The organism is Ruegeria sp. HKCCD7628 (assembly GCF_057221005.1).
The window spans coordinates 27,697-47,616 of record NZ_JBWVBA010000003.1 but is presented as its reverse complement, the minus strand read 5'-3'; the positions used below and the strand labels follow the sequence as shown (position 1 = coordinate 47,616).

The following is a 19,920-nucleotide window of genomic DNA, read 5'->3' as shown; positions in this document are numbered from 1 at the left end:
ATTGTTGGCTCAACCCCGGTTCAGGTAAGTCTGGCTACCGTACATCTCTCGCAACACCGTTTCGAACAAGCTGCCTCGTGGCTTGGTCTTGTTGGACGAATGTGGCGTCTGTTCTTGCGTCGCCTGCTGCCCGGCCGGAGCGCCCTTTTCACGCAGTTCAAGCTTCGCGACGGCCTTGTCGAACGCAGCAAGAGCACCCGATTTAGACAACGCCCTCATTGAGATTGGTGTACTCATGACCGTGCGAATATCGCCTGATACGTTCCGCTGCGCTAAAATCTGAGCGAAGTTCTGATTAAGTTGATCTTCACTTGGCAGTTTCGCTGCGCAATACCGCCCGTGCGTCACGACCAAATAGATGCCGCTGCCACGGTATGAGAAAATAGCTTCGGCCTCGGCTGTCCCCGCTTGAATGCTTTTTCCAAGATCTGCGATGATGCGACGAAACTCTCCGAAGTCGTTCAGATCAAAGCGAAAGGCTGCATCTTGCAACCTGATGGCGGTCACCCACGAGTCAAACAAACGACTGCGGCCCAGTTGTTCGATATAGTTGTCGAATTCGACATAACGCAGACAACGTTTCAGACCGTCGACAGACAGAGGGTCCTCAAAGCTGAACTGCTGGTTGTAGTCGAGAACGTTTTGCAGGTTCTTGACCGAAACCGATGAAATCCGGCTGCGGACCCTTTCCTGCATCAACAGATGGGCCGCATTCATGCGACTGCGCAACTCGAAGAAATCAAACGGTTTTGTAACGTAGTCAAACGCACCTTCGGCAAAAGCGTCTTCGACATGTTTTCGGTCGCTCATGGCGGTCAGCATTATGGCAGGCGTTTCCGAGTTTCCGGGTGTGTTCCGTATCTGCCGCAGCAATTCGATCCCGTTGGTACCGGGCATCTGAATGTCCAATAGAAGGCAATCGAACGGTGTTTCCGCCTCTTTGATAACCTGCAGCGCTTGGCTGGCGGAACTGGCAACAGAGACCTGACAGCTTTCAAACTCGGCCAAAGCTGTTTGCAACAGCTCAAGAATTCCGGGTTCGTCGTCAACGGCCAGCACTTTCAGAGGCGTCCGCTTCAACGCGCGCATGTCCAATTTGCGCTGGAATTCATCACTTGTCGGAGTCGTATGCTTCATGACTAGTCAACCGCTTTCAACCTGTTAAACAGGCTCAGAATAGAAAACGACTAGGACGAAACAGCGGCAAAAATCGCAAAAACCTTGGATAAATTGGGTTTTTTCTTGGCGTTATTTTGGCGAAAACTCTCAGATCTAATGTCGCCGAGCACCGAGACTTAAAAGGTTTTTATGTTTAATTTTAACGATTTAGCAGCATATCACCCAGCTTGGGGTCAAATCAAACCCTGACATAATCTACCAGTCGCGGACAAATCGCTCAAGTTGTTTTACCGGTCCTACGATCGAGGGCTCGGATCAGTGTCAAGACGTGCTGTGGATATTGAACAAAACCGACTGGCTTACTGTACCGTCTATCGAGAACTTTGCCCCGACCGGAGCAGCCCCAACACCCAATCTGCGCGACCAACGTGCCCAAACTGAAGGAACGATGCCCAGGATGCGGGTCGCGCCGTTTTCTTCTGCCGTAGCGGTCATCCTGAAAAACAGCTCTTGCTGCACGGCCAACCTGCGAGAAGCCGCTACGCTCTCGGTGACAAAAAACCGGGAGGCTTCCCAGATCTTGGGGTTTGCCGGTGCCTCGAAAAACAGAATGTCCGTCGGAAGATCGCGCAACAACCCTTTCTGTGCATCCCGCAGCATATAGGTGTAGGCCCCACACCGCGCGTTCGTCGGCAAAAGGCGAACGCCTGCCAAAACCTCGCCGAATTCATGCAGAACGACCCAGCGGCAGGCCGGTGTGTCATATTGGTCAAACTCCATCCCATCCGCCTCACCTACATTCCAGTGCAGGCGATCGATGAAGATCGTTTTTCGAGTCTCGAGATATTTTGCCAACAATGTGCCGTGCTCGTGCATGTTGCGAAAGCTCATTGCGGTCGCACGGACATTCCCTAGCTCGCGCTTGCGATCAGGCGTGTCGCGCTTGAACGCAAATAGCTTACGCCGTGCCGACGGTTGGGGCACGGGTTGGGCCGTATTGGCTGGCTCCAGGTCCGGAAATACCTTGGACGCTGAGTATGCCTGTTCATACCTGAGTGGTCGGTCCATATTTTGCTCTTATTTTAGACACACTTATGACAAGATATGAATCGCTGCGTCTACAACTAAATGATGTTTTTTCCGGTAATCGCGTCATTGTGTGGCGAATTCACATCCCATACAAAACATTGAGCATTCAGGGCGAGTTTTTGGCACATTTAGCATGCGGTTTTGCGAAAAATGCACTGCATCGTGGTTTCAACCTGATTAGACAACGTCTTGAATCATCATTGTATTCCTTAATTCGCCAGTTTTAGAGCTTACACCATCGTAAAATTTAACCTCTCGCGGGCTGGTGGTTGTAAAACTGTCATTCTGCATCACTTCGCCGCCCAACCTGTGATTGCCGCGACCGGCCCTAACGAGCCAAACATGTCAGTTTCTGCGGCTAGTATGACTGAACCCGAAAAAAAATATTCGGTCACTTCCGCGCCCAGCATACGTCATCCTTTTGCCGTTTTTCTCGGACAGCCTGCGTGTAAGCGATATTCAACGCCCCTCCGGCCTTTGTGCGGCACTTTTTGAGTCCTCAAGGTCAGTATGGTGGCAAAGATTGGTGACTGTTTATGCGTATACTTGCCGTAGATGACGACCCCAGCATCCTGGAGCTTCTGACTTGCGTTCTGGGGGCTTTTGGGTACGAAGACGTAGTGACTGCTCGCAGCGGTCAAGAGGCGCTCGACATCCTTGCGGAAACGACCGAGATTTTCGATTGTCTTTTGCTTGACGTCCAAATGCCCGAAATGAACGGCATCACACTTTGCGAGCATGCGCGCAATCTTCCTGACTATCAGTTTACGCCGATCATCATGATCACTGCTATGGTGCAAAAGCAGTACATCGACGAAGCGTTTGAGGTCGGCGCCACAGACTACGTGACGAAACCGTTCGAGTTTGCCGATCTGAAACAACGGCTTTCCGACGCCTACAGGCTGGCAGCTGAACGACGCGCAGCCATCGAAGTGATCGAAGCGGATGTGTATGCCGTCAACGATTCCGAGATTAACACCAATTTCCGCCTTAGCGATCCGCTCTATTTCGGTGACCTGCCCGGTTGTATCGGCTTGGCCGAGTTTGAGAACTATGTCGTACAGTTGTCGACAATGCACTCACGCGCGTCCAAGATGATGGCCGTCAAAGTGGCTGAGGTCGAAGACATCTTCCGAACCGCAACTTCGGTGGAATTCCGCGAAGCCATGGCGACCGCTGGCAATGAACTACTGACTGTCTCGCAGGAAGGTCGGAATTTTGCCACCTATTGGGGCAATGGCGTTTTCCTACTGATACATGAAAGCAAGCCGGGTGTTTCCGCTGCCGAGTTGCAGCACAAACTTGCCAATCGCTTCGTAAAAGGCTCGCATGGCAGTGTTTCGGGTCGAGATTTCTCGTATCATGTTGGCGAAGTGGTCGCATTGCGCGCCTCGTCAAAGATGGAAGCTTTGTTCCTGATCGACAAGGCCGTTGAACTGGCAGACATTCCAAATACTCCGGTTGCCCGGTTCGGCTAATCCAAGCCGAGCCCGGGAAAGCCATTTCCAAAATGCACTAAAAGTTCGCGTGTTCGCAGCTGCGCGAGCGGTTAAAGGGACATACCGTGATCCAGTTTGATCATGTCGGCAGCTTTTTCACCGATCATGATTGAAGGGGCATTGGTGTTCGATGAGTTCACCGTGGGCATGATTGACGCATCCGCAACCCGCAATCCATCGATCCCATTGAAGCGCAGACGTGGGTCCAAAACCGCACCGTCATCCACCCCCATGCGGCACGTCCCGGCACAATGGTGCGATGTTTTTGAGTGCACGCAAATAAAGTCGAAATAATCCTGATCTGTTCGAATATCCGGCCCTGGCAGTCGCTCGGCCAGAATAAAGGGCTTCAAAGCGTCTTGGGCGCGAATGCGTTGCACCAGCTTTAACCCACGGATCGACATTTCTCGATCATAAGGATCCGCCAGATAGTTCGGGTCGATCAAGGGCATCGCCATAGGGTCCGAACTTTGCAAACGCACTGTCCCGCGTGATCGTGGACGCAAGAAACATGCGTTGAGTGTGACGCCGCCGTTCGGCATAGCCTGAACCCCGGCCTCAATCCCCGTCCCCAGGCCCAGATGCATCTGTATGTCGGGTGAACGAGCCTGTGAATCTGCATACCAAAACCCGCCAGTCTCGAACAGGCTCGACGCAACAGGGCCATTTCGCGTGAACACGTATTTCAACGCAGCCAGAGCCGAAAAGGGCAGCTTGGCAAACCGATCATACGTATGCGGACCGGTGACCTCGCAGATTGCGTATAGATCCAGATGATCCTGTAGGTTCGCACCAACCTGTGGCTGATCGTATGTGACTTTAAGCCCCAAAGAGTCCAAATGATCGGCGGGGCCTATACCGGACAGTTGCAGAAGACGCGGTGATCCAATGGCCCCGCAGCAAAGGATCACCTCGCGCGCCGCGGTCAGGACCGAGCCATCCATCATCTCTATCCCGGCCACCCGTCCATTTTCGACCACCAGTCGATGAACCTGCGCGCCAGTACGAATGGTTAGGTTTTGACGGTTGCGGTTCGGAGCAAGAAACGCCATCGCCGCCGAAGACCGACGTGCATTCCTCTGGGTCAGTTGGTAATAGCCTGCCCCATCCTGATGATCACCATTAACATCGTACGTTTTGGGAATACCGACCTGCCCGGCGGCCTCGATGAAGGCATCGCAGATCGGCAAGGGCGCGACAGGCCTGGAGACCCCCAACGGCCCGCCTTTGCCGTGGAACTCATCCTCGAAACTGTCATTGTCTTCGGACTTGCGGAAATACGGCAAAACGTCGTTGTAACTCCATCCGACGCAGCCCATTTGTCGCCAATCATCATAGTCCTGCGCCGCGCCGCGGGTGTATATCTGCGCGTTAATGGAGGAGCCGCCCCCGATCACCTTGGCTTGGGTGTAAGGAAACACTTTGTTCTGCATGTGCCTCTGCGGCACGGTGGTCCATCCCCAACTGCCTATGCCCTTGGTCATCTTGGCAAACCCGGCAGGCAGATGAAAAAGCGGGTGCCGATCCGACGATCCAGCTTCAAGCAATAGGACCGTGGCCGAGGTTTCTTCGGACAAACGCGCCGCTATCACCGACCCGGCCGAGCCCCCGCCGACCACTATGAAATCATACCCTTCGGGCATCACGGCGTGATCCGCATCTCACTTTCGGGATCGAACGCCACAGCCTTTTCCATGTTCACTGCAAAAGTGAAATCCTGCCCCGGCGCGACCTCGGCGTCCGACCGCATGCGAGCGATTACGTCCCGCCCACCCAACTGCATCGATACGAACGTGTCCGAGCCCGCCGGTTCGGTCACAACAATCCGATTGCCCATCTGAGCAATGTTCGAGGACTTGCGATCCGCGCCATCCATATCAGTGATCGTTTCAGGGCGAATGCCCAGCAGGATTTCGCGCCCGTCCCACGCGGCCAGGTTATCTTGACTGAACGGTAGCTGTGTCATGGACCCGTCATGGACGGCCACCTCGGCATGGGGTCGCCCGTTCAGCACCACCACTTTGGCCGGCACCACGTTCATCGCGGGCGACCCCATAAAGGTTGCTACAAAGATATTGGCGGGTGTGTCGTAGATCTCTTGCGGCGTACCCAATTGTTGAACGTAGCCGCCGTTCATCACCGCGATGCGGCTGGACAGCGTCATTGCCTCGATCTGGTCATGGGTCACGTAGACAATGGTCGTGCCAAGATTCTGGTGCAGCTTCTTGATTTCCGTCCGCATGTCCACGCGTAGCTTGGCATCGAGGTTCGAGAGCGGCTCGTCAAACAGAAACACATCAGGGTTGCGCACCAAGGCCCGCCCCATTGCAACGCGCTGCCGCTGACCGCCCGACAACTGGCCGGGCTTGCGGTCCAGCAACTGCTCAATCTGCAACAGCTTGGCAACCTCGGCCATGGCCTTTTCACGTTCGGGCTTGGGCACGCCGTGCATCTCAAGCCCAAAGGTGATGTTCTGCCCAACGGTCATGTTTGGGTACAAAGCATAGCTTTGGAACACCATGGCGATGTTGCGGTTCGACGGGTGGACGCCGTTCATCACCTGATCCTTAATGCGGATTTCACCGCTGGTGATTTCTTCCAACCCCGCGATCATGTTCAGCAGGGTCGACTTGCCGCAACCCGAAGGGCCAACCAGCACCAGAAACTCGCCCTCTTGCACCGAGATATCGACCTTGTGCAAAACCTCGACCGCGCCATAGGATTTGGTCGCGTTGTCTATGTCTAGAAAACCCATGAGGTCTTATCCTTTCACCGAACCCGCCATCAGGCCGCGGACGAAATACCGACCGGCCACGATATAGACGAGCAGAGTTGGCAGGGCCGCCAAAATGGCCCCTGCGAAATGAACGTTGTATTCCTTTACCCCCGTGGATGACTGCACCAGATTGTTCAGCGCCACGGTCATGGGTTGGCTGTTGGCATCCGCGAATGAGGCCCCGAACAGGAAGTCATTCCAGATATTTGTGAACTGCCAGATGATCGACACCACGGCGATCGGTCCTGAACTGGGCAGCAGGATGCGCCAGAAGATCTGAAAGAACCCTGCGCCATCGATTTGTGCCGCCCGGATCAGCTCGGTCGGGAAAACGGCGTAATAGTTGCGGAAATACAGCGTGGTAAATCCGATACCATAAACCACATGCACCAGAGCAAGGCCCCATGTGGTGCCCGCCAGACCCATCAGGCCCAGCATCCGTGCCATGGGTATCAGTACGATCTGAAACGGGATGAAACAGGCAAACAGCATCAGTCCGAACAGGATGGTGTCGTACTTGAACCGCCATTTGGTCAGCACATAACCGTTCAGCGCTCCCAAAATGGTCGAGACGATCACCGCCGGTACCACCATTTTGATCGAATTCCAGAAATAGGGCTTCAGCCCGGTCGGATCGACCCCGATCTGGGCCGAAGACCACGCCTTGAGCCAAGGCTCAAGCGTGAAGACCTGCGGCAGGTTCATCATGCCGCCGCCAGTGATCTCTTCCAGCGGTTTGACCGAGTTCACCAGCATCACATAAAGCGGCAGCAGGTAGAACAGACCAAACAGCAGCAACACCAGATAGATCAGCGTGCGGGTGACGCGGCCCGTGCGAATTGCGGTATCTTGCGAGGCTTGAGACATCAGCGTTTCTCCCGCAATTCGGCATAGAGATAGGGGATCATGATCGCCGCAATTGTCATCAGCATGATCGTGGCCGAAGCCGCGCCGATGCCCATCTGGTTCCGCGTGAAAGTGTAGGAATACATAAACGTCGCGGGCAGTTCGGTCGCCCGGCCCGGCCCGCCACCGGTTAGGGCAATCACAAGATCAAAGGTCTTGATCGCAAGATGGCTGAGGATCACGAAGGCCGACAGGAATGCTGGGCGCAATTGCGGGATGATGATCCGGCGATAGAGGTTCCAGTTCGAGGCCCCGTCCATCTGCGCCGCGCGCAGGATTTCATTGTCGATGCCTCGAAGACCGGCCAGAAACATCGCCATAACAAATCCACTGGTTTGCCAGACAGCGGCGAGCACAACAGTATAGATCGCAAAGTCGCGGTTCTTTATCCAGTCAAACTCGAAACTGGTCCAGCCCCATGTTTGCATGACGTTTTCCAGCCCGATACCGGGGTCTAGAAACCACTTCCACGCGGTGCCGGTGACAATGAAACTCAGCGCCATGGGGTACAGGTAGATCGGGCGCAGCAACCCTTCGCCGCGGATTTTCTGATCAAGGAAAATCGCCAGCCCAAGCCCTATACAGGTGCAGATCACGATATAAAGCCCCGCGAAAATCCCCATGTTCTTCAACGAGATTTCCCAATGACTTAGCCGCCACAGTTTGTCGTAGTTTTCCCAACCAACCCAGCCATATGTCGGCAGAATACGGCTATCGGTAAAGGACAGGTAGACCGAGAACAGAATGAACCCGTAGACAAAGACCAGCATCATCGCCAGCGACGGCGACAAGACCAGCTTGGGTATCCAGTTCTGCAGACGAGTTTTGAAATCCGCGTCGGCCGATGAAGCCATGGCGCGCCCTCCTGCTTGGCGTATTGGGGAACCGGGGGCTTGTCACCCACGGTACGACAGGGCGATTTTCAGGCCGCCCTATCGAAAGGATCACAGGTGGATCACTTGGCGATCGAGACAGCGTCGACCAGCTCGGTCACAGCGGTTTCGCTGTCATATTCGCCGTTAAAATGCGCGGTCACCACGTCATAGATCGCGTTTTTCACCGATGCAGGTGCTGCATGGCCGTGCGCCATCGAACCGAACAGGTTGCCAGAAGACGCTGCGGCAGCCAGATCTTTCATGCCTTGCTGACCACAAGCGTCCAGATCGCTGCCATCCACGTCGGTCCGGGCCGGGACGGAACCCTTCACCTTGTTGAACGCAATCTGGAAGCTCGGCGACAGAATGGCGCTGGCCAACGCGGCCTGTTCGGCCGAAACCGAGCCGCCTTGGTCGAACATCATGAACTGGTCGGCATTGAAGGTGACTTGATCTTGCGTACCTGGGAAACGGAAACACAAAAAGTCCTGCCCCGGAACTTTACCGGCGTTTAGGAATTCACCTTTGGCCCAGTCACCCATCATCTGGAAACCAGCCTCTCCGTTGATGACCATGGCGGTGGCCAGGTTCCAGTCACGTCCCGAGAAGTTCTCATCCACGTTGTCGCGGACAAAGGCCATACGGTCGAAGGCTTCTTTCATGGCGTCACCGCCCAGCGTATCCTCGTCCAGATCGATAAAGGCGGCCTTATAGCCGTCCGGCCCCAAAGTGGACATCGCAATGGCGTCAAACACGGTTGCATCCTGCCACGCCTGACCGCCATGCGCGATCGGAGTGACCCCGGCCGCTTTCAGGGTCTCGACCGCCGAAACGAACTCATCCCAGTTGGTGGGTTGCGCGATACCGTTTGCATCCAGAACCGCCTTGTTCGCCCAGACCCAGTTGGTCGAGTGCACGTTCACCGGGGCCGCAACCCATTTGCCGTCGCTCTTGGCGAAGGCTTTCAGCGCATCCGGGACCACATCGTCCCACCCTTCTTTCGCGGCGACTTCGTTCAGGTCTGCCAAGGCACCCTGATTGGCCCAATCCAGAATATCAAAGCCCAGGGCCTGAACGGCAGTCGGTGCATTGCCGGCCGTGACACGGGCGCGCAAAACGGTCATAGCCTGCTCACCGCCGCCACCGGCAACCGGCATATCGGTCCATCCGATACCCTGCCCAGACAGGTCGTCCTTAAGTACGTTCAGCGCGGCAGCTTCACCACCCGAGGTCCACCAATGCAGAACCTCGACCTCTTCAGCTTGCGCCAGGCTGGTCGTAGCCAGTAGCCCTGCCACAATCAGAGACTTCGTCTTAAGCAGATTACGCATTCTTGTTTCCTCCCTAAATGCGATATCGTTTCATGGACCCTTTGCAGGCCCTTTGTCTTGCGTGTTGCATTACCCAACTGTCCCAGACATCGCCGGGACGAAGGATCGCCCAACTCACCTCGAAGACAAAACGAACAAGTCATGTTCGCTGTCCCTCCCGCGTCTGACTGGCCCTATGCGGTCAATTCAACCAGACTTTGATCCATCAGGCCCCGCTTCTGAACGGCGGGCGCTTCAAAGCAAAAATGACATCGTCACCCTGATCTCTGCCGATGGACTGTAAGCGCTATCATTGGTCACCAAGAATGGTTCGTCCAGTGTTTTCATAGACAAGCTGAGCATAACCGATGCAGGCGACCGCTCTGTGCTGTCTGGAAAAGACCGAAGAATGACCGGTTGGTCCGACACCTTACATCGCCACACAACTTCCAACGGAGTTATAATCACGCGAAATCGGGCCGCATTGGATGTTGCGGTTAATCAGAAATCCGAGTGGTTTAATTACAAGGTGTGCAGATTGCGATTAGGCGCGCGTTTGACCAACGCTTCAACCTATGTGCGCAAGTGGCGGTGCTGTCAGACGAATTCGAACCAGTCTCAGTTTGCCGCGGAAACTGCGAACCTATCCGGAACAAAGTTGACGCCACTCGGCGAGAGCAGCGCTGCGGGTCAGCTTGAAGATGTCTCGGCTGGTGAGCGATCGTTCCTGGTTGAAGTGATTGTAGACGGAGGAATGGACGGAGGCGAATTTCTGTAAACTTCGCATGCGCCTGAAACGCTGAATCGCGCGTTCGCGTCGTCGGAAAGGTAGGTGCGAGTTCTCGACGCGGTTGTTGAGCCACCTGCCCTTCTGCTGTTTTTCCAGAGCGCCCAAATCTCTGAGCGCCGCCTTGTAGGATGCTAAGCGATCTGTGACTACTTCTTCAGCTTTGCCGTGGCGTTTCACTAATTTCTTAAGAAATTTCAACGCTGCAGCTTTGTTTCGGCGTTTTGTAACAATCGCTTCCAGCACTTCACCTTCGTGATCGACCGCACGCCAGAGATAGTGGCGTTTGCCATTCACCTTCACAAAGACCTCGTCCACGTGCCACTTCCAATTCGAGAATGCGCGCTGTTGTTGAACACGCGTTCGTCGGATCTCAGCGGCAAACACCAGCCCGAACCTGCGCCAAGAATATCGGACAGTTTCATGGCTGACATCGATCCCGCGTTCATGCAGTAGGTATTCAACATTCCGAAGCGAGAGCGGAAATCGGATGTACAACATCACCGCAAGGCGGATGATCTCAGGGCTGGTTTTGAAGTATTTGAAAGAGGCAGGTCTGGTCATAGGCAAAAACTACGAGAGCCCCCTGCCCGTCTCAACCTAAGTTCTTCTGACAAGACCCTTCAGGTTGAGCGTAGCGGTTACGGGCTCATCATCCCTATCGCGCCGGAACCAGCTTTGATCACCTGCGAAAGGAGTTTCAAAGCTGCCCTCATCATCGGTTTGACCGCGCCTTTTGCGCCCATGATAACTCCATACAATCATTGATTGAAGCGCATGGAGCATACCCCTCAAAGAAACTCTGTGACTTCTATGGTATGCCATCTAAACTCTAATCGCGTGTGTTTTATTAGTTTGCTTGGGAGCGGAACGCGGGTGGCTAGAAAGAAGGCATCGGGAGGAACTACCGGTTCAGTGCCGTCGTCCGTGCAAAGTGCCGGGCTCAGCGCGGATGATCAACAGGCGCGGTTCGAAGCTACTACGCGGATTTTGCAAGCAATTTCTGAGACCAAGGATGACGTTCAGCCAGTATTCGACCTGATTGTTACGCTGGCAAAAGATCTCTGTGACGCTGTTTTTGCTGGTCTGGTTCTCGGACGAGAGGGGGATACTCTTCAGCGACTGATTGCCAGCGTCAACCTGCACCCGGATATTCAACAGCTGTGGCTGGACGGCAAATACACTATGGAGCCAGGCAACTCCATCGTGACTGACACTATTCTAAGTGGCGAGACAAAACGTGTTGTCGACATGGGCAATACCGATTTTCATAAATCGGGAGATGAGCGCTTTAAACTCATTGTCGACACGCATGGGTGCAGGAGCAATCTCTTTGTCCCATTGAAAGTGGGTGGTAGCGCAATCGGATGCCTGATGTTGGCACGGGATGAGGTGCGACCTTATTCCGACGATCAGGTCCAGCTGGTTGAAACTTTCGCTGCACAAGCGGTCATTGCAATCGAGAATGTTCGACAGTTTAGCGAGTTGCAGGTTCGTCTGGCGCGTGAAGGTGCCACGCGTGATGTTCTGGAGACGATCAGCCGATCTCGGGATGATGAAGCGCCGGTATTTCAGACGATCTTGGAAAACACGGCCCGGCTTTGCGAAACAGATGTAGCCACGTTGAGCCTGCTAAATGAGGCAGGAACACATTTGGAGTACGCGGCCCATTTTGGTGATCAATTGGCTACATACAAGGTTGGCGTGGATCGCTGGTCTCTGGACTCAAATTTACAAATTGCCGAGTCTGTGCGGGAAGCGCGCGTCATTCACAACGTCGATTTGCGCGAGACAGACCACTACATCAACGGGGATCCCTGGCGCCGGCAATTGGTTGATGAGGAAGGTGTTCGTTCGTTTCTGACGGTTCCTTTAATGTCAGCAAATGGTGACCCTGTAGGTGTCATCGGGATCTACCGGCGCGAAGTGCGACCCTTTTCCGATGACGAGATTTCTTTAGTCGAGAGCTTTGCCGCGCAAGCCGTCATTGCCCTCGATAACACTCGTCAAATGAATGAGCTGCACACTCAGCTGGAACGGCAAGCTGCGACGCAGGAGGTTCTAAGTGTTATCAGCAAAAGCCGGGACAATGACGCACGAGTCTTTGAAGCCGTGCTTCAGCAGGCCACTGAAATCTGTGACGCAGATCAGGCAGCGCTGGTTTTGGTCAACGCTGCGGGAACCCATATTCAATTGGCCGGAGCATGGGGGCACGATAGAACCGACGTCGAATTGGGAGAAGAGTGGCCTCTTGATGGTTCGGTCACGGCGGCGGCGGCGATACGAAATTGCAAGGTTGTACGCGTCGAAGACATCGCCGATACTGAGTTCTACCGCTCGGGTGATCCTACTGCTGTTACAATGGTCGAGGTAGAAGGCATCAGGTCGCGCGTTGTCGTCCCGTTGATGCAAGGCGAGCAGGCGATAGGTGCTATTGCGGTTAGCCGCCGCGAAGTCCGCCCGTTTTCTGATCCCGACGTGCAATTCATCGAAGAGTTCGCCAAACACGCAGTCATAGCGATAGAAAACACGCGCCAATTTCGAGAGGTTCAGGAACGACTGGAGCGCGAAAAAGCATCGCGAGAAATCCTCGAAGTCATCAGCCGTAGCCGCGACGACGAAAGACCTGTGTTCCAAAGCATTCTCGAAAACTCCAGCCGCTTGTGCAAAGCCCCGCTCGCTTTTTTATGCGTCGCTGATAACGAACGGGGGCTCGCAACGATCCCGGCCAATATCGGCGCAAGAACCGACTTTGACGAAGCGCTCAAAAATTTTGTGGAGCCGCTAACACGAACGGAATTAGTTGCGATCAAACCAATGATTGATGGCGAGGTCATTCGCCAAGACGATATCGCGGACGATCCACTGTACTTCAGGGATCGTGACCCGAAACGGGTTCAGATGGTTGAGATTGAAGGAGCCCGCTCGGTTCTGGCAGTTCCGTTGATGAAGGATGGCCTAGGTCTCGGTGTAATTGTCCTCTACCGCCGTGAAGTTGAACCTTTCTCTGACGACGATGTCGCTTTGGTTCAAACCTTTGCAGCTCAAGCCGTGATCGCAATGGAAAACGTCCGTCAGTTCCGCGAAATCCAGGATCGTACAGCGGAAGTGACGCAAGCTTTAGAATACCAGACTTCTGCGTCTGAAGTTCTGCGGGTTATTTCAGCGTCACCAAATGAGCTGGCGCCCGTTCTCGACGCTATCCTCCAAGAGGCCTCCCGTATCTGCGAATTGCAGGATGCCTATGTTGCGATGCTGAACCCTGACGATCAGCTTTTCCATGTGCATTCGACGCTCACTCAGGACACGACTTTTGCGGAATATGTCAAATCTCACGCTATTTCGCCAAGTCAGAGCGGTGTAAGTGGGCGGGCTATTCTGTCGAAACGAACGATCTATGTTAAAGATGTTGAAGCGGATTCATCCTACACATGGATGGAAGAAAGCGGCGTCGGTGAATATAGATCTTTGCTCGGCGTGCCGCTGCTAAAAAACAACGAAGTCGTGGGGGTGATTTCTCTAGGGTCACCCGATGTTTCGGGATTTTCCACTAAGCAGATTCAACTGCTCGAAACATTTGCCGATCAGGCCACTATCGCAATTACGAATGCGAACCTTTTCCACGAAGTCGAGAAACGGACGGCCGAAGTAGAACAATCACTCGAATACCAGACTGCCACCTCTGATGTCTTGTCGGTTATTTCCCGGTCTCCGAACGAGCTGGAGCCGGTTCTGGAAGAAATCTTGCGGGTTGCAAGTCGGATTTGTGAACCAAAATACGCTGCGATTTCGATCCTAAATCCAGAGGACAATCTTTACCACACTGACATCATGCTAGATTTTGATAGTGATTTCATGAAATTCATGAAGGCTAACCCTGTTCCAGCCGGTCACGGGAGCGGAATTGGCCAAACCGCAGCACGAGGAGAAACAGTATACTACGAGGATACAGAGGCTGGCGAGTATGCATGGAAAGAAGCGGCCCGCATTGGAAAATATCGTTCGCTGTTAGGTGTCCCTCTGATCAAGGGCGAAACAGTAGTTGGTGTTATAGTCCTCTGCCACGACAAAGTCGCACCATTCAATTCAAAGCAAATTTCACTCTTAGAGACTTTTGCGGCTCAGGCCGTGATTGCGATCAACAACACTCAGTTGTTCAAAGAAGTTCAAGCCCGCACAGCCGAAGCTGAAGAGACATTAAAGTATCAGAAAGCAACGTCTGAAGTCCTGGATGTTATCTCCCGTTCGCCAAATGACCTGCCGCCGGTGTTGGACGCCATCCTAGAGGTTTCTTCGCGCATCTGCGCGCCGGAGTACGCATTCTTTGCTATGCGGGATGCAGAGGATGGGCTTTATCGTGTTGTGATGTCTCATAACGTAAGCGAGGCGTTTATGAAGTTTCTGACGGACAATCCCATAGCTCCCGAGGAAGGCTCGTGCATCGGGCGAACTGCGTTGCATGGAAAGACAGTCTACATAGAAGATACTCGCAACGACCCAACATACACCTGGAAACAGGCTGCTGAGATAGGCGATTACCTCACCACTCTCGGAGTTCCGCTTGTCAAAAATGGTCGCACGCTTGGTGTTATCGTCATGGCACACCGGCAGGCCTCGGCGTTTAACGATAAACAAATCAGCCTGCTGGAAACCTTTGCGTCGCAGGCTTTGATCGCGATCAATAACACGCGGTTATTCGAGGAAGTACAGAAACGAACCGCCGAAGTTGAGGAGTCTTTAGAGTACCAAAAAGCCACAAGTGAGGTACTCGAAGTTATTTCCCGATCTCCTGACGCATTGGAGCCTGTACTGGAGGCGTTGCTGGCCGTTTCGTCCCGCATATGTCGCCTGCAGGATGCCTTCGTGGCGCTTAAGACACCCGAAGACGGGAACTACCATTATTTTGCTGGGCACAATTTGTCGGGCAAATTCGCGGATTTTTTGAAGGCGCATCCTTTTGAGCCCGGGGAAACTTCGGCTACGGCACGTGCGCTTCTGCATGGACGGGCCGACTATGTTGAAGATACGCAAGCTGACCCCAACTACGATCCGCTGCTCAAATCCAATCTCGAAGGTTATCGATCCGTCCTTTCCGTGCCACTGATCCGAGATGGTGACACAATTGGCGTTATCAGCATGGGAAGCCGAACCACTGCGGCTTTTGACGAAAAGCAAATCAAGCAGATGGAGACTTTTGCGTCACAGGCGATAATTGCAATTCAGAACTCGCAACTCTTCAACGATACGCAAACCGCACTTGCCCGCCAGACCGCCAGTGCGGACGTTCTAAGAGTTATTTCTGAATCCCCAACCGATACGAAGCCGGTTTTCGAGAAGATTGTCGCGCTGGCGACGACCCTCATAGATTGCGACCTGTCGATTGCTATTCAGGCGAACAAGACTGAAATCTGGCAAATCGCCGCCGCGACGCCCGATGGCGTCGAAGAAATCACGTGGACCGAGCGCCTGCCAATTGATCCCGAAGACAATTTGCCGTCCAAGGCAATCAAGAATGGCAAGACCTTGCATTTGCCCGAGTGGCGGTCCGATGAGCTACCCCCGCGCGATCAAGAAATCATCCGCAGGAAAGGGTTCAAGTCTTCGCTGACAGTGCCTTTGATGCGGGGGACGGAATGTTTCGGTGCTTTGGTGTTCATCCGAAAAACGGCCAAAGTTTTCAGCGAAGATGAAGTCGCCATTGCCGAGTCCTTCGCTGATCAGGCCATCATCGCGCTGGAAAATGTTCGCCTGTTTAATGAAACTCAGGCGTCCTTGGCACGTCAGACTGCGAGCGCTGATGTATTGCGGGTGATCAGCCAATCGCCCTCGGATACAACGCCTGTTTTTGAGGTGATCGTAGATTCCGCGACACGGCTTGTTTCGTGCGACATGGCCGGTGCGGCGTTGTCGGATGAGAGTTTCTGGTGGCAAGTGGCTTTGGCCTCGCCCAAAGGGCTGATACGTGATTTCGGAAGAACCCGGCACCCGCTGGATCCGCACGACAATTTTTTGTCGTCCGTATTACTGTCTGGAAAAACCATGCATGTGCATGATTTGTCGTCGGGTGACCTGCCGCGGTTGGCAAAGAAGCTCCACGAAGAAAGCGGGTTTGAAGCTTTCCTTGGCGTACCATTGATGCGCGGAGGCAAGTGTCTGGGCGGCCTCTATTTCATCAGGAAATCCAAAACACCCTTCTCGGACGACGATGTTGCAATGGCCGAGTCATTTGCCGATCAATCTGTTATTGCCATCGAAAACGTACGCCTTTTCCGCGAAGCTGAGGAAGCGCGCGAGGCTGCTGAAACTGCCAACGAAGCAAAAAGCGCATTCCTGGCCACCATGTCACATGAGATCCGTACGCCGATGAATGCGGTAATCGGGATGAGCGGCCTGTTGATGGACACAGAGTTGGATGCCGAGCAAAGCGACTATGCAAACACCATCCGCGATAGTGGTGACGCGCTGTTGGGTATCATCAATGAGATCCTCGACTTCTCGAAAATTGAAGCGGGGCAGATGGATATCGAAAACCATCCGTTCGACCTGCGCGAATGCATAGAAAGCGCACTCGATTTAGTCAGCGGTAAAGCTGCCGAGAAACAGCTCGATTTGGCTTATGAGTTCGATGACGCTCTACCGCTGGCGATTAGCGCGGATCTGACCAGATTGCGGCAAATTTTGCTGAACCTGCTTTCTAACGCAGTGAAGTTCACCGAGAGCGGTGAAGTGGTTCTGTCTGTTGAACAATCTGCGAAGGTGCAGGGATCGCTCGAACTGATGTTCAAAGTCCGAGACACTGGAATCGGCCTATCAAAAAAAGGTATGAGCCGTTTGTTTCAGTCTTTCAGCCAGGCAGATAGTTCCACGACAAGAAAATACGGCGGCACTGGTCTGGGCCTTGCGATCTCGAAACGCCTCTCCGAACTTATGGGTGGGACCATGTGGGCTGAAAGCGAGGGCGAGGGGAGCGGTTCCACCTTTGTTTTCAAAATCCAGGCAAAACCTGCAAAGCCAGTTAAGTCTTCTTCCCGCAGTCTTGTCGGCGTTCAAGCTGAACTCGAAGGCAAGCGAATTTTGATGGTGGACGACAATGCCACCAATCGTAAAATCCTTGCTCTTCAAACTGAGAAATGGGGCATGCAGACCACGACGCGTGAATCTCCGTCAGAGGCGCTGAGCATACTTGAACAAGGCGTCGAGTTCGATTTAGCCATTCTCGACATGCATATGCCCGAAATGGATGGAGTAGAGCTCGCCACAAAGGTTCGCGCCAAGGAGCTGGGTTTGCCACTAATCCTTTTCAGTTCAATTGGCCCACGCGAAGTAGATCTGGAGGAAGAGCTCTTTGCCGCAAACCTTGCCAAACCTTTGCGCCAATCCCACCTGTTCGATACCTTGGTTACAGTGTTCGCGACTGAAAAAGTACGAGCAAAGCCGTCCAAACTACAGGACAAACCCCAAACAGATCCGGATATGGCAACGCGACATCCACTGCGAATTTTGCTGGCCGAGGACAATTTGGTGAACCAAAAACTTGCACTCCGGCTGCTTGAGCAGATGGGATATCGCGCGGATTTGGCCAGCAACGGTGCAGAGGCTGTCGAAAGCGTGAACCGTCAAAAATACGACGTCGTTTTCATGGATGTGCAGATGCCCGAGATGGATGGTCTTGAAGCATCTCGCCGTATCAACAAAGCGCATTCGGATGGAAGTCGCCCTCGTATAATCGCGATGACCGCGAACGCCATGCAGGGGGACCGTGAGATGTGCCTGGATGCAGGGATGGACGATTATATCACCAAACCAATCCGCGTACCTGTCCTTATCGAAGCCCTGTTAAATTCCCCAAGAATAAGAAGGTGATCCATGACAGACAGCCCAATTGATCATGAAATCTTCATGGAACTAAAAGACGCCACAGGCGAAGACTTTGCAGCCGAACTTGTAAACACCTTTCTCGACGAAGCGCCAAGTATGATTGGCGAATTAAAAACGGCGGCGGGCGAGGCCGATGTAGACCGATACCGCCGTGCTGCACATTCAATCAAGTCGAATGCCAACACATTTGGTGCGACGGCTCTTGCCGAACTGGCCAGGAAAGTCGAGCTGGGAGAACTGCCCGAGGCCGGAGACCTAACAGATGCGACGGCGTTGGAGACAGCCCTGACCACTGCCGCCGCCGCGTTGCGGAGCATGATTGATGTCTGACGCCCCCGGCCATTTGCTCATCGTCGATGACAACAAGGTGAACCGCCTGCTTTTGTCGCGCAGCGTAGAGCTCTTGGGTCACCAAGCATCGGTCGCGGAAAACGGCCGGGTTGCGATGGAGATGTTGTCTAACCAACCGTTTGACTTGCTGCTACTGGATATTGAAATGCCAGAAATGGACGGCTTCCAAGTTCTGGAGGCCGTCAAATCGGACATTGATCTGCGCGATCTACCGGTAATAGTGACGTCATCTGTTGAGGGTCTCGACAACGTAGTGCGCTGCATTGAATTGGGTGCCGAAGACTACCTGCCAAAGCCTGTTAATAAGACACTACTTAGTGCACGTGTCTCCAGCTGCCTTGAAAAGAAAAGGCTCAGGGACGAACAGAAGCGCTTGTTAGAGCGCTTTGCAACAACTGAGGTTGCACATGACTTACAACAGTCCGGCTTTGCCATAGGCGGCAAGCGCGCCAATGCTTCGGTCCTGTTCTGCGACATTCGCGGTTTCACGACCTTGTCTGAAAATCTCGCTCCCGAGGAAACAATTGATCTGCTTAACACTTTTTACACGTTGATGTTCGAGGCTGTTACTAGCAATGGCGGAATTGTCAGCCTGATGCTGGGAGACGGTTTGATGGCTCTGTTCGGAGTTCCGCAGCCGCTGTCCAACTCCGCTCAAAGTGCGGTGGCGGCAGGGCATGAAATGCACAACATGATTGAGATATTAAATCTCGAAAGGCGCTCAGAAGGGAAAAGTGACCTAAAAATAGGCATCGGAATAGCGACTGGCGAAGTCGTCGCCGGCTATGCCGGTACGGACAATCGAGCGACGTATACTTGCATAGGATCGACCGTAAACCTTGCTGCTCGCCTCGAGGCAGAAACGCAGAAAACCGGAAGCCGTATTTTGATTGATCAAGAAACCTTCGATCTGTTGGAAGGGGCAAATGTGTTGGAGACATTTGGTAGAACAATGATCAAGGGTTTCTCAGATCCGTTCGATATCCATGCGCTATGACCATTCATGCAACCTGGCAAGCTAAACTACATCGGGTGTAGTTGCGCTTGTGGCTTTGCTTTTCGCCCGATGATTTTCGTTTTTGACTCAGGGCTTGGAGGCTAGATATTGTCAGACTTTGCAAAATCCACTTTCTGCGCATTGCTGTAATTGGGGTATCGCGCAGCATCGGTCAAAATGGACTCCGAATTAGACAGTCGCCGCACTCGGTGTGAGCGACTGCTATGCGGACAAAGCCGACACTCATCGACACACCTTTCACTGCACTGAAAATGCGTGACTAATTCGGTGCACACCAGAACATATCAATGCGGCCTCCAGCTCGAAAACACG

12 protein-coding genes are annotated in these 19,920 nt (G+C 53.6%); 4 read left to right on the top strand and 8 right to left on the bottom strand.

Annotated elements, in window-relative coordinates:
* Positions 1–9: 9 nt before the first annotated feature.
* Entirely contained in the window at positions 10–1,137 is a 1,128-nt protein-coding gene (locus tag AC2TAD_RS08720; protein WP_480867185.1) for a response regulator, read from the bottom strand.
* A gap of 303 nt (positions 1,138–1,440) precedes the next feature.
* Complete coding sequence (locus tag AC2TAD_RS08715; protein WP_480867183.1) at positions 1,441–2,187, bottom strand: acyl-homoserine-lactone synthase; 747 nt, start codon at positions 2,185–2,187, stop codon at positions 1,441–1,443.
* Between the two features lie 557 nt (positions 2,188–2,744).
* Here AC2TAD_RS08715 and AC2TAD_RS08710 point away from each other — a divergent pair.
* Positions 2,745–3,686: a response regulator gene (locus AC2TAD_RS08710; protein WP_170750482.1), complete on the top strand. Its 942-nt coding sequence runs from the start codon at positions 2,745–2,747 to the stop codon at positions 3,684–3,686.
* 71 nt (positions 3,687–3,757) lie between these two features.
* On the opposite strand, the gene AC2TAD_RS08705 is transcribed toward AC2TAD_RS08710, so the two are convergent.
* The 6 genes from AC2TAD_RS08705 to AC2TAD_RS08680 form a co-directional block, all read right to left on the bottom strand.
* Entirely contained in the window at positions 3,758–5,350 is a 1,593-nt protein-coding gene (locus AC2TAD_RS08705; RefSeq protein WP_480867181.1) for a GMC family oxidoreductase, read from the bottom strand.
* Positions 5,350–6,462 (bottom strand): ABC transporter ATP-binding protein, encoded by a 1,113-nt coding sequence (locus tag AC2TAD_RS08700; RefSeq protein WP_170352692.1) that lies wholly within the window; start codon positions 6,460–6,462, stop codon positions 5,350–5,352. Before AC2TAD_RS08700 ends, AC2TAD_RS08705 begins: the two co-directional genes overlap by 1 nt.
* 6 nt (positions 6,463–6,468) lie before the next feature.
* The gene (locus tag AC2TAD_RS08695; protein ID WP_353393358.1) at positions 6,469–7,350 is read right to left on the bottom strand and encodes a carbohydrate ABC transporter permease; all 882 of its coding nucleotides are present in this window, start codon (positions 7,348–7,350) and stop codon (positions 6,469–6,471) included.
* Positions 7,350–8,243 (bottom strand): carbohydrate ABC transporter permease, encoded by an 894-nt coding sequence (locus AC2TAD_RS08690; protein ID WP_170750476.1) that lies wholly within the window; start codon positions 8,241–8,243, stop codon positions 7,350–7,352. Before AC2TAD_RS08690 ends, AC2TAD_RS08695 begins: the two co-directional genes overlap by 1 nt.
* Positions 8,244–8,344: 101 nt before the next feature.
* Positions 8,345–9,595 carry an ABC transporter substrate-binding protein gene (locus AC2TAD_RS08685; protein WP_170750475.1) on the bottom strand — a complete coding sequence of 417 codons (1,251 nt, stop codon included), beginning with the start codon at positions 9,593–9,595 and terminating at the stop codon, positions 8,345–8,347.
* Between the two features lie 622 nt (positions 9,596–10,217).
* A complete protein-coding gene (locus AC2TAD_RS08680) occupies positions 10,218–10,925 on the bottom strand; it encodes an IS6 family transposase (protein ID WP_480867179.1) in 708 nt (235 codons plus the stop codon).
* Positions 10,926–11,237: 312 nt separating this feature from the next.
* Between AC2TAD_RS08680 and AC2TAD_RS08675 the strand changes: the two genes are divergently transcribed.
* The 3 genes from AC2TAD_RS08675 to AC2TAD_RS08665 are packed head-to-tail and all read left to right on the top strand — an operon-like array spanning position 11,238 to position 19,587.
* Complete coding sequence (locus AC2TAD_RS08675; RefSeq protein WP_480867178.1) at positions 11,238–18,224, top strand: GAF domain-containing protein; 6,987 nt, start codon at positions 11,238–11,240, stop codon at positions 18,222–18,224.
* Between the two features lie 3 nt (positions 18,225–18,227).
* Entirely contained in the window at positions 18,228–18,569 is a 342-nt protein-coding gene (locus tag AC2TAD_RS08670) for an Hpt domain-containing protein (RefSeq protein WP_480867176.1), read from the top strand.
* Positions 18,562–19,587, top strand: a complete 1,026-nt coding sequence (locus tag AC2TAD_RS08665; RefSeq protein WP_480867175.1) for an adenylate/guanylate cyclase domain-containing protein — start codon at positions 18,562–18,564, stop codon at positions 19,585–19,587. The genes AC2TAD_RS08670 and AC2TAD_RS08665 overlap by 8 nt, the downstream gene beginning before the upstream one ends.
* The last annotated feature ends 333 nt before the right edge of the window (positions 19,588–19,920 follow it).